Source organism: Solemya pervernicosa gill symbiont (assembly GCF_002020875.1).
In the GTDB taxonomy this organism is placed as follows: domain Bacteria; phylum Pseudomonadota; class Gammaproteobacteria.
Window position 1 is genome coordinate 52547 of the sequence record NZ_MPRL01000015.1, and the last position, 11892, is coordinate 64438.

Annotated in this window: 8 protein-coding genes and 1 pseudogene; 5 read left to right on the forward strand and 4 right to left on the reverse strand. The window is 56.2% G+C overall.

The genetic code is table 11. The features are described 5' to 3' along the window. Positions 1 to 90 precede the first annotated feature (90 nt). The 4 genes and pseudogenes from BOW52_RS16965 to BOW52_RS05530 form a co-directional block, all read left to right on the forward strand. Positions 91 to 255, forward strand: a complete 165-nt coding sequence (locus BOW52_RS16965; protein WP_172840188.1) for a hypothetical protein — start codon at positions 91 to 93, stop codon at positions 253 to 255. Continuing rightward, positions 177 to 1535, forward strand: a complete 1359-nt coding sequence (locus BOW52_RS05520) for an ATP-binding protein (RefSeq protein ID WP_078483095.1) — start codon at positions 177 to 179, stop codon at positions 1533 to 1535. Before BOW52_RS16965 ends, BOW52_RS05520 begins: the two co-directional genes overlap by 79 nt. A 63-nt stretch (positions 1536 to 1598) precedes the next feature. Then, positions 1599 to 1847 (forward strand): response regulator, encoded by a 249-nt coding sequence (locus BOW52_RS17670; protein ID WP_078483096.1) that lies wholly within the window; start codon positions 1599 to 1601, stop codon positions 1845 to 1847. Between the two features lie 35 nt (positions 1848 to 1882). Continuing rightward, a pseudogene (locus tag BOW52_RS05530) lies at positions 1883 to 2392 on the forward strand (winged helix-turn-helix domain-containing protein); the annotation flags it as partial. 9 nt (positions 2393 to 2401) lie between these two features. On the opposite strand, the gene BOW52_RS05535 reads toward BOW52_RS05530, so the two are convergent. From BOW52_RS05535 to BOW52_RS05545, 3 genes are read right to left on the reverse strand one after another with little or no spacing between them, the layout of a single operon-like run. Beyond that, on the reverse strand, positions 2402 to 3580 hold the full coding sequence (locus BOW52_RS05535) for a glycosyltransferase (RefSeq protein ID WP_135622074.1): 1179 nt from the start codon (positions 3578 to 3580) through the stop codon (positions 2402 to 2404). A 56-nt stretch (positions 3581 to 3636) separates the two neighbouring features. Then, entirely contained in the window at positions 3637 to 4734 is a 1098-nt protein-coding gene (locus BOW52_RS05540; RefSeq protein WP_236725651.1) for a response regulator, read from the reverse strand. Next, positions 4727 to 9742 carry a transporter substrate-binding domain-containing protein gene (locus tag BOW52_RS05545; protein WP_078483099.1) on the reverse strand — a complete coding sequence of 1672 codons (5016 nt, stop codon included), beginning with the start codon at positions 9740 to 9742 and terminating at the stop codon, positions 4727 to 4729. Before BOW52_RS05545 ends, BOW52_RS05540 begins: the two co-directional genes overlap by 8 nt. Between BOW52_RS05545 and BOW52_RS17675 the strand changes: the two genes are divergently transcribed. Then, the gene (locus BOW52_RS17675) at positions 9741 to 9863 is read left to right on the forward strand and encodes a hypothetical protein (RefSeq protein WP_269087634.1); all 123 of its coding nucleotides are present in this window, start codon (positions 9741 to 9743) and stop codon (positions 9861 to 9863) included. The genes BOW52_RS05545 and BOW52_RS17675 overlap by 2 nt on opposite strands. Positions 9864 to 9884: 21 nt before the next feature. Here BOW52_RS17675 and BOW52_RS05550 read toward each other — a convergent pair whose 3' ends face one another. After that, entirely contained in the window at positions 9885 to 11789 is a 1905-nt protein-coding gene (locus tag BOW52_RS05550) for an ATP-binding cassette domain-containing protein (protein ID WP_078483100.1), read from the reverse strand. Positions 11790 to 11892 lie beyond the last annotated feature (103 nt).

Below are 11892 nucleotides of genomic sequence, written 5' to 3' on the forward strand. Positions count from 1 at the left end.
TGTGAAGAGTCTCGCTAAACGGGTGTGCTGATTGAGAAAAAGTGAGATCGTACCCTTCACAACATTCGGATATCAGATGAGCGAATCGCGTTGAGACTTGGATTCACCCACAAACTGTTACTGGCACTGCTGGCGGCCAATATCGTCCTGATCACTATCATGGCCACGGCCAGTCAGTGGAACTTCCAGCGCGGCTTCCTCAACTATCTACGCCAGGTGGAGTTGCAGGAGCTCGACGGTATGCCGGGGCGCTGACCGATGCCTATCGGCAGGAGCAGAGCTGGGGCTTTCTCGAACGCAACCACACGCTCTGGCATAACCGTTTTCTTCTACACCTCTCCAACACCCCAGAACTGACCGAACCGCCACCACCCTTAAGGGCTCGCCGTCCTGACGGCCGTGACCGGCAACTGACCCCGCCACCACCACCGGCAGCGCGTGGCGGCGACCGCAGTAGCCTCGGCAGCCGGATCAGCCTCTACGATGCAAACGGCACGCATATCATCGGCCCTCCCAGCAACAGCAACGAGGCACTCGAGCGCCCGATTACCCTCAAAGGAGAGACCGTTGCCTGGCTGAGACTCACCCCACTGCCGTGGCTCGACGACAGTCTTGAACAACAGTTTCGCGATCAGCAGCGCAACGCGCTCTACCTCACCGCTATCGCCGCACTGCTGCTCTCGCTGCTGGTCTCGATCCCACTGGGTCGCCACCTGCTACAACCGGTCAAGCACCTCATCACCGGTGCCCGCGCACTCGCTGCAGGTGACTATGAAACGCGCATCGACATTGCGCAGAGTGATGAGCTGGGTCAGCTAAGTCACGACTTCAACCTGCTCGCCGAGGCGCTTGAGCGTAATGAGCAGTTACGCCGTCAGGGGATGGCCGATGTCTCCCACGAGCTGCGCACACCGCTATCGGTTCTACGCGCCGAGATCGAAGCGATGCAGGATGGGGTGCGGCCGATCGCCAGCGAACAGCTTGCCACGCTACACGACACCGTAATGGGGCTCAGCCGCCTGGTCGACGACCTCTATGAATTGGCGCTCTCCGACACCGGTGCACTCGACTATCACAGGCTGGATCTCGAGCTAACCACACTGCTCGAGCAGTGCATCGAGAGCGCCACACCGATGCTGACTGAGAAGGCACTGTTGATAGAGTCCGAGATTGGCGGAGAGATCGCGCTGCTGGCTGATGAACGTCGCCTGCGCCAGGTCTTCGCCAATCTGCTGAAAAACTCCGCCCGTTACACCGATGCAGGCGGGCGCGTTTCGATCAGCTGCCAGCAGCTCGGCAACCGCGCCGTGATCGACATTCAGGACTCCGCACCACGAGTTGACGACAAACTCCTGCCACGTCTCTTCGACCGTTTCTATCGGGTTGAGAGCTCTCGCAATCGCGCCCGCGGTGGTGCTGGACTGGGGCTGGCAATCACCAAGGAAATCGTCGAGGCGCACGGTGGCAACATCACTGCACAGCGCTCACCCCTCGGTGGTCTCTGGATTGAGATCACCCTGCCTGTCAGCTCGTAGTGCATAAGATCCAACGCTACCCAGAGCCAATAACCATCCCGATATTCTGTTACCTTATCTCAGATGAATCAGGGCAAGCAGATCATGGTCGTCGAGGATGAGGCGAAACTCGCCGATGTGCTGATCGACTACCTTCATAGCGCCGGTTACACCACCACCCATTTTGATCGGGGGAGCGGCGTGGTCGAACAGGTTAAAAGCGATCCACCCGACCTGATTCTGCTCGATCTGATGCTGCCGGGTCCGGGGAGTCGCTATTTTTGCGGAAGCTTGTTTTGGGCGTCCAAGCCCAAGCAAGCGGCAAATACTTAACGCGACCGTTTATGCCTACGGCGCCCCGATCAGCGAAGGATGGCATGGATATCTGTCGCGAGATCCGCGCCTTCTCCAACGTTCCGATCATCATGGTCACCGCCAAGGTGGAGGAGATCGACCGACTGCTGGGACTGGAACTGGGCGCCGACGACTACGTCTGCAAACCCTATAGTCCGCGCGAGGTGATGGCACGGGTCAAAGCGGTACTGCGACGTACCGACACATCTCTACAACCCAACGACAGTTCAGGTCAGGGTCTGGTTCTCGACGAGACACGCTTTCTCGCCAAGCTCAATGATCAGCCGCTCGACCTCACCCCAGTGGAGTTCCGGCTTCTCAAGGCACTCACCGCACTTCCTGGACGCGTCTTCTCGCGTGCCCAGCTACTCGAACACCTCTACACCGATGGGCGGGTCGTCTGTGACCGAACGGTCGACACCCACATAAAGAACCTGCGCAAGAAGTTGGAAGAGAAGCTGCCTGAGCAGGAGATCATCCACTCGATCTACGGTATCGGCTACAAGCTCGAGATTGAGCTCTGATTCAGCCGCCTAGAGCAGCGCCGTCAACCGCTCAGTCAGCAGGCTCGACATTCCGCCTCGATCAAAATCGCTGTACTTTTCTGCAAAGGCCATCGCTGCCTGTTTGTAGCGACCATCTTCGCAAAGCGCCTTGAGTTTCAGCTTCATCCCATCGGGGTGGAGTTTGGGCGCGCTCAGTCCCGCACCCAGCGCCTGCACCCGCTCACCGACCATATACTGCTCATGGTGGCGCGGCAGCACCAGGCTCGGTACACCGTGCAGCAGTAGCGTGGCAGTCGTGGCGTGGTTGCCATTGGTCAGCGCCACATCACACTGCTGACAGACCTTGCCCATATCGAGTGGCCGTTTAACGAAATGGAGGTTCTTCGAGCCGAACTTTTTCATCACCTTGTGCGAGATCCCATCGGGGTAGATCAGTGTTGGCAGCTCATTCTCGTTGATCACCTTGAGCAGATCAGGCAACGTCTTAAACGGTTTCAGGTAACCGAACAGACGCCTCCCCGGCATCTTGGGCCACTTCGGGTCGGCACCAACCGGATCGGGTCCAACCCCGATAAACTCCATACCGTTACGTTGACCATAGTGGTCGAGCTCTCTGAAGGTGCAGAGCAGTTTCAGATCGACCTCAAAAATCTGACCTACCCGCTCAACTGATTGCATGCCTGCAGCCGTAAGCGACTGATTGATCACATTAAACACCTGCGCCTCATCCTTGCGTGCTGCTGCTTCATCCACCTTGTTCCAGAAGGGCATCAGGGGCATCGGATCATCCTCAGGCGGAATCTGGAAGCCAGTACCAAACACGGCACGTTTCACACCCAGTTCACGCGAGGCGAGCTGAGCAACCGGCGCATGGTCGAACACCATCAGATCGGGTTTAATCAAATCGAACAGGCCACGCCAGGCGTTGATCAGCGAGGTGGTAATATCGACCGAGCTGAAGCCACAGTTATGGAGAATCTGCGCATAGAGCGCCGAGGTCTTCAGTCCCTCACGGAAATCGGGGTGGCAGGGTGCCTGCAGATACTTGACACCAGTACCATGGAAAAACCGCTCCGCACGCTGTAGCTCCTTCATCACGAAGAAGACCTCGTGCCCGGCACTGACTAGCTGTTTTGCCGTCTCCAGATAGGGCGCGATATGCCCCATGCCAGCGCCCATCTCCCAGTTAAACAGGATTCTTGCCAAGATCATCTTCCTTTGAATACGGTGGGGGAGTTACCCTGCCACTCTTAGTTGAATAGTTAGTCCGCGAACCTGGTGGCTATCTCATCAAATTCGCTCTGCAGCGCAGCAAAAGCGTCCACCACCAGAGGATCGAAGTGTGCGCCACGCTCTCTGAGAATCATCTCTGCGGCGATCTCATGTGAAAATGCATCCTTGTAGACACGCTTGTTGATCAGGGCGTCGTAGACATCGGCCAGCGCCATTAATCGTCCAGAGATCGGAATCGCCTTCCCCTTTAGACCTTCCGGATAACCACTGCCATCCCACCGTTCGTGGTGCGTTAACGTTATCTCTTTGGCGATGTAGAGGAATGTCGTGGTACCGATATCTTGCTCTGCCCTGACCAGCGCCTCGTAACCGTGCGTGGTGTGACGCTTCATCTCATCCCACTCGTCGGCATCCAGCTTCCCGGGTTTAAGAAGAATATGATCGGGAATGCCCACCTTTCCGATATCGTGAAGCGGTGCCGAGCGGTAGAGGCGATTAATCGTCTCATCAGTCAGATAGTCGCAATAGTCGGGATGATCCTTCAGGTGCTCAGCCAGCAGCTTCACATAGTGCTGGGTCCGTTTGATATGGTTTCCCGTTTCGTTATCGCGAGTCTCGGCGAGCGATGCCAGGCAAACAATGGCCACATCCTGCGTCTTCAGAATCTCATCCGTTCTACGCATGACACGCTCTTCAAGAACCCGGTTCTGATCGCTCAAAACACACTTGCTCTGTGCCAGTGCAATATGATTTTTAACACGACTACGAACAATCGGCGGACTGATCGGCTTGGTAATGTAATCGACCGCGCCGAGTTCGAATCCCCGGACCTCATCATCGACCTCACTCTTTATCGTCAGGAATATCACCGGAATATCGGCCGTCGATGGATTCTCCTTCAGCTTACGACACACCTCCAGACCGCTTATCTCGGGCATCAGGATATCGAGCAGTATCAGGTCGGGCACCTTGCCGCTAGCGACCCGCTGTAACGCCTGCACGCCATTCTTGGCAACGCTGATGTTGTACCGCTCATTCAGCGCACCGACCAGTACATCGATATAGAAGGTCTCATCATCGACAATCAACACCCGCGGTCTCTGATCGTCATCCATCTCACTATTCATCCAGATTAATTCCCATTAAAGTCGCAATCTCCCTCAGTGAGACGATCGCCTGGTCGAAATCGTAATCGTTGATCTGTTGGCCCAGCTGGGCGGCCAGCCCTGCCGCTCCATTATCTACTGCTTTCAAGGATACGGCCAAACGCCTGTAGATTTCCCCGGCATCTGGAGAACCCTGATTGAGCAGGTGAGCCAGATTCGACAGCAGCTGCGATATCTCCCCTGCAGTGGTCGAATGCTGTAGATCCTCTTGCTTCAACGTCCCATCTGCCTCCTTCTCCCTCAGATCGAGACTTTCGATCCCCCTAAAGACGATACCTGCCTGCAGACAGAACTCATCAAGCAACGCTGCAATCTCCGCAGGCTTGTCACCGCTGTTTACCGCCAGACGAAGATCTCGCGTCGCATCATGGAAGCTCGATGCACCGATATTTCCCGTTACGCCCTGCAGGGTATGCAGCAGTCGTCGTGACTCTTCAACCTCATCGCCCGCCACCCAGGTACGCAATTGAGTGCAGTTGTCGGCATAGTTGTCATTGAAGTCCGTCAGCAGCTTGAAAAAGAGCGTGCGATTACCACCCACGCGCTTCAATCCCCAGGCGAGATCGATGCCCTCGACCTGATCGGGCAGCACATCCCCGGATGGCAGCTCACTCCTTTCGGGCACGGCCACCAAGTCCTCATCCGGCAGCCAGTTCTGTAACGTTGCCAATACCTTATCGGGTTCAATCGGCTTGGAGAGGTAATCGTTCATACCTGCCTCCAGGCAACGCTCTCTGTCTTCGGCCATCGCATGGGCCGTCATTGCAATGATCGTCAGATGGGTATTCTGTAACTCCTTGCGGATATAGCGTGTTGCCTCCAGTCCATCCATCACCGGCATCTGGATATCCATAAAGACCAGACTGAAATCGACCTCCTTGATGCGCTCTATCGCCTCTTCACCATTCTCGGCAACCATCACCAGCAGCCCCATCCCCTCCAGCAGCTCCTTGGCGACCAGCTGATTGATATCGTTATCCTCCACCAGCAGCACCTGTCCCTTGAAGCGTTTGCGCTGCACATCAGAGTGGTGCGCCTTCAACTGCGAAGGCGCACCCTGAAAGAGCTCGTGGATGGTATCGAACAGCGTGGAGGGGTTGATCGGCTTGATCAGCACGCCATCGACCAAACTCCTCTTTTCATCGCTCTCCAGTTCATCTCGACCATAGGGGGAGATCAACAGAAGCTTCGGCTGTTTAATCAGTCCGAGTTCGTTTCTGATCCGTTTTGCCGCCTCAATCCCACTCATACCAGGCATATCCCAATCCATCAGCACCATATCGATCGACAAGCTATCCATTGACGTACGATCCAACTGCGGCTGCTCGAGCAGTTCGAACGCCTGCTGCGCGGATTCAACAGTAGTCACCTCGCTGAATATCGAAGAGAGCATCTCCGATATCGCCTGCCGTGCGCTTCTGTTACCGATCACCAGTAGTACACGCATGGAACGCAGATCGACCCCGGAGCGCAGGAGAGGCTGTTCATCCTCATCAGGCAGAGGCAGTACCAGCTCGAAGGAGAATGTGCTTCCAGCGCCAAGCTCACTCTCAACCTGTAGCCTTCCCCCCATCAGCAACACCAGGTTGTTGCTGATACTCAGCCCCAGACCGGTTCCCCCATGCTGGCGCGTGACTGAGCTGTCTGCCTGCACAAAGGCCTCCAACAGATCCTCGACACGCCCCGCATCGATACCACTTCCCGTGTCGGTAACCTTAAACCTGAGCCTCACTCGATCGCCCATCTCCTCCACTAGTTCGACCGAGGTCACCACCTCACCCTCATCGGTAAACTTGATCGCGTTATGCACCAGATTTAGCAGTACCTGTCCGATACGCAGAGGATCACCAATCAGCTTGTTCGGCGCCTTCGCATCACGCTTGAGGATCAGCTCCAACCCCCTCCCTTCAGCTTTGACATTGACCATGCCAAAGAGATTTTCGAGTAGCGCATCGAGCTGAAATTCAGTCGATTCGATCTCAAGCTTGTTCGCCTCGATCTTGGAGAAATCCAGGATATCGTTAATGATGCCGAGCAGGTTATGCGCGGAGAGTTTGATCTTGCTCACATAGTCATGCTGCTTCTCATTCAGCTCGGTATTCAGTGCCAGATAAGACATACCGATAATGGCATTCATCGGCGTTCTGATTTCATGACTCATGTTGGCCAGGAAGTCTCTCTTGAATCGATTTGCCTGCTCCGCAGCGAGGATCGCCTCGGAGAGTTCATGCTCCATGCTAATCCGCTCGGTCATGTTCACCAAAATCGTCAGATTCATCATCTCATCGTTGAGCCGAACGGGAATAACTGAAAGCACACACTCCGCGGTATTCCCCTTTAGTGTCTTCACACTCACCGCGCAGTTATCAACTCGCCCATCGCGTGCCAGCATTTGGCTTACCTTGGTACGACCCGCAGGATCGAAAAACATCTCGAGACCAGTACCCTCCAACGCATTTCCCTCAGACTCAAGTTCAGTGGTCACATATGAGTTGGTCATCACAATTCTATTCTTATGATCACTAATAATGATCGAGAGCGGCACGGTGTTGATAATCAGCTTCAGTTGCTCTTCACTTCGTGCCAGTGCACGCTGCTGGCGCTTGACCTGAAATAACCAGGCCATAATCAGCACAAGAGCACCAACCGCAATGGCCACCACCTTCCATAGCAGCGAATAGTCGACACCGACATCGTAACGGATCGACATCCACTTCTTCCTCAGGTCGCTCTTCTCGGCATCGGAAAGATTGCCGATCGCTTTTTCGAGAATCGGAATCAGCTCCGGCCAATCCTTTCTCACACCGATCGAGAGGTCGTACTGGTATTGTGTCGGTGCCCCCACCTTTACGTTGCTCAACCCCTTCTGATTAATCAGATGGCTACCGACGGTAAGATTGCCGACATAACCGTCGACCTCACCCAGAGAGACCAGCTCCAGACCACAATAGGTGTTCTCAACACGCACCAGCTCGATCCCAGGATAGTCACGGCTCAAATAATCCTCGGTCACATACCCCTTCACCACCGCTATCCTCTTGCCGAGAAAGTCGTCGAGATCGGTCACGAACGGCAATCTGTCCGAAACAAAGATGACAAACGGAAAACTGGCATAGGGTTTTGTGAAGTTGAGATACTGCCTACGCTCTTCGGTATTGACCGCAGCAGAGAGCAGATCGACACGCCTCTCCCTCGCCGCCTGCAACACCTGCTCCCACGCCATGTCGCCATCGGCCTGCATCTCGACCTCAAGCAGAGAGCTGATGTATTTGATGTACTCGGAGGAGACCCCCTGATGCTCGCCTCGACCATCCAGAAACTCGATCGGCGCCCAATCACGATCGATACCAACCCGCATCTGTGGATGATCTGCAAGCCAGAGACGCTCCTCGTCAGTCAGACCGATATCCTTTTTCACCACCTCACCACCACCGATGGAGACCCAGTTATTGAGGATCGTCAAACGCTGCTGGTCAGTAATATCACTCATCGCCTTGTCGATGACCGTCACCAACGGCTTCAAGCCTGGAGTTCGGTGAACGGCAATACGTTGCTCGGAAGAACCGATACCTGGATCACCGGTAAAGCGCAGATTGGCAAGCTGTGCCTGCTGAATAAGCCACTGCGCCACAACCCTGTTGCCGATGTAGGCGTCCGCCTTACCCCACGAAACCCCCTGTAGCGCCTCGACCGTTGAATCGAACAGCACCAACTCGATCTGTGGGTGATCCTGCTCCAGTTGGCGCATGGTGGAAAAATTGTTCTCTACCGCTACTCGCTTGCCGTAAAGGGTTTCAATGGCATCCAATTCCGCGTCTTCGTGACGCGCCACAATTGTCTTGTGCACAGTGAAGAATGGCTGAGTGAAGTAGAGATCCTTTGCTCGCTCCTCGGTCTTCACCACCGATGTCGCTACGGGCAGCGTGCCGCTGCGTACCTTCTCCAGCATCTGCTTGAAGGTCGGTCCCGGATGAACATTAAACGTAATGCCCAGTTTCTCTCCTATCAGCGCCAGATAGTCGGCGGCGATGCCACTGTGTTGCGTCTGCTGCCCCATAAAATCGATCGGCGGCCAGTTTCCATCCACACCAACATCGACAACCGGATTGCGACTAAGCCAATCACGTTCATCTTCACTGAGTTCGATCACCTCTCCACTATCGATGGCCCCGGTCTGCCACTGCAGTCCGAGCCACTTGTCGGTAATCGCCGTGAACTCACCGACCTCAATTTCATCGAGATATCGATTAACCAGCATCAGCAGCGCCACATTACCGCGCTGTACAGCGGCACGGTAAGGCCGCACATAGAGCGGTGAGGCCATCATGCGGAAGCCGCTCTTGATCCCGCTCTGCTTGAGATAGCGACTCAGGTAGTGGGGTTGGGTTACAAAGAGATCTATCTCTCCCTCAGTCGCTGCCGAGAAAAGTGCGTCGTACCCCTTGTAGAGCGCCAGCTCCACGGTGGGGAAATTCTTACGCATATAGCTCTCGTGATAGCTGCCCGCCGTGACACCGATTCGGTGAAGCACCAACTCGGCGTCATCTTCGATCAGCCCGACCTTACGACTTGAGAAGATGTGGTAGGCACTACTCAGAATCGGTGTTGAGAAGTCCATATACTGCTTGCGCTTCTCACTCTCAAAAAGACCGGCATTGATATCGGCCACACCATCCCTGACCATCGCCTGTGCCTCTTTGTTATAGGCACCGACGAATTTCACCGGGATGCCTGACTTCTCACTCCACAGCTTCCAGATATCGATCAGAATACCGTCCGCCTCACCCGCGCTGTTACGAAACTGGGTCGGCTCGCTATCAAGTCGATAGGCAATCGTCACTGCCGCCTCTGCGCCATCAACCGGTTCGGCATCTTGAACAGCTTTGGAAACAGACGGGAAAGTAAACAGCGCGAGCAGCAGCGCAGAGAGCCAAATGAAGTGAGTGCAATTTCCGTAGCTGTTATTCATGACACCCTACCTGGCAGTTGGTGTGGCAAAGCGGGGACGCTCCTATCCACCCAGAAAACTGTTCAGCGCCAATGGCATGATCATGAGTTCAGGTCACACGGCACCGCAGCGTTCTCACTGATTAAACCACAACCGTAGCGCGTCAGGCAGAGAGTACCAACGCCTCCTCAAGCGCCTCTTCTGCCGCCAGCCACTGCTCCTCAATCTCAGCCAGTACCTGATCGACTCGAGCCTGCTCCAGTAGCAGCTCCTTCAGCTCGGCCTTGCGGGTATCGCTATAGAGATCGCTATCACCCAGTCTGGTTTCAATTGTTGCCTTCTCATCACTGAGGCGCGTCATCGCCTTCTCCAGCTTATCGAGGCTCTTTTTAAGCGGCTGTAGCTGTTTTCGCTGCTCCGCCTCCAGGCGCTTCTGCTCCTTGCGATTAGTGGCACTGTTGCTGGCAGAGGGTTTCGCCTCAGCAGACTTCTCATCACGGCGCTGCTCGGCCAACCACTGGCGATAGCTCTCCAGATCACCATCGAAGGGCCTCGCGGCACCATCAGCAACCAGCCACATCTCATCAGCGACACTGCGCAGCAGATGGCGGTCGTGCGAGACCACCACCATCGCCCCCTCAAATCCCTGCAGCGCCATGCCGAGGGCGTGACGCATCTCAAGATCGAGGTGGTTGGTCGGCTCATCGAGCAGTAGCAGATTGGGGCGCTGGTAGACCAGCAGCGCCAACACCAGCCGCGCCTTCTCGCCACCGGAGAAGGGGGCGATGGACTCGAAAACACGATCGCCGTTAAATCCGAATCCACCCAGGAAGTTACGCGCCGCCTGATCGGTGATCTTTGGATCGATGCGTGAGAGATGGGTGGCAGGGGTTGCCGCCGGATCGAGCTGTTCGAGCTGATGCTGTGCAAAGTAGCCGATCTGCAGATCGGGCGGCACCTCGCGTTCACCCGCCATCGACGACAACTCACCGGCCAGTAGACGAATCAGGGTCGATTTACCGGCACCATTGTGACCAAGCAGGCCGATGCGCTGCCCCGGCAACAGGGTCATCTCAACGTTAGAGATAATCGGCTTGCCCTCATAGCCGACAGCCACCTCATCAAGGCGCAGCAGTGGACTCGGCTGCTTCTCCGGCACTGGAAACTCGAAGTGAAACGGGGAGTCGACATGGGCGGCAGCGATCAGCTCCATGCGCGCCATCGCCTTGAGGCGCGACTGCGCCTGCTTCGCCTTGGTCGCCTTGGCGCGGAAGCGATCAACAAAATGCTGCATATGGGCGATTTCGGCCTGCTGACGATCGTAGGCGACCTGCTGCTGGGCCAGCCGCTCGGCACGGCGCACCTCAAAATCGGAGTAGCCCCCAGCGTAGACCACCATCCCCTCCTGCTCGATATGGGCGATGTGGTGCACCACCCGATCGAGAAAGTCACGGTCGTGTGAGATCAGCAGCAGCGTGCCGGGGTAGCTGCAGAGCCACTCCTCAAGCCAGATCACGGTATCGAGATCGAGGTGGTTGGTCGGCTCATCGAGCAGCAGCAGATCGGAGCGGCACATCAGCGCCTGGGCGAGGTTGAGGCGCATGCGCCAGCCACCGGAGAAGCTGGTGACGGGTTGCTGCAGCTCCTCCTCGGCAAAACCGAGTCCGTGCAGCAGCTTGGCGGCACGTACCGGTGCGCCGTAACCGTCGATGTTTGAAATACTATCGTGCAGCGTCGCCTGCAGATGACCATCATCGACCGCCTCCGCCTCGGCGAGGCTCGCCTCAAGGGCACGCAGCTCACTATCGCCATCAATCGCGTAATCGATAGCGCTACGCTCTACTGCCGGGGTCTCCTGGGCGACGTGGGCGATCACCGTCTTCGGCGGCATCGACCAGTTGCCCTCATCGACCTGCAGCTCACCGCGCAGCAGCGCAAACAGGGATGATTTCCCGCAGCCATTGGCGCCCGTCACACCGACCCGCTGGCCGGCATGAATCGTAATATCGACCTCTTTGAGCAGCGTGCGACTTCCACGCCGTAGGGTCATCTGATCGAGTTTCAACATGGCGCGGAGTTTAGCAGCTCTCTCCACAAGGAGGTGTTGTTGAGAAGTGTGTGGGCATCTGGGACCGATCAGCTCGTAGCCCGGATGGAGTAGCACGCAATCC

Coding starts and splice junctions, on each gene's coding strand:
- BOW52_RS05540 (WP_236725651.1), bottom strand. CDS start 4,734: ATGAATAGTGAGATGGATGACGATCAGAGACCGCGGGTGTTGATTGTC.
- BOW52_RS17670 (WP_078483096.1), top strand. CDS start 1,599: ATGAATCAGGGCAAGCAGATCATGGTCGTCGAGGATGAGGCGAAACTC.
- BOW52_RS17675 (WP_269087634.1), top strand. CDS start 9,741: ATGACACCCTACCTGGCAGTTGGTGTGGCAAAGCGGGGACGCTCCTAT.
- BOW52_RS05550 (WP_078483100.1), bottom strand. CDS start 11,789: ATGTTGAAACTCGATCAGATGACCCTACGGCGTGGAAGTCGCACGCTG.
- BOW52_RS05545 (WP_078483099.1), bottom strand. CDS start 9,742: ATGAATAACAGCTACGGAAATTGCACTCACTTCATTTGGCTCTCTGCG.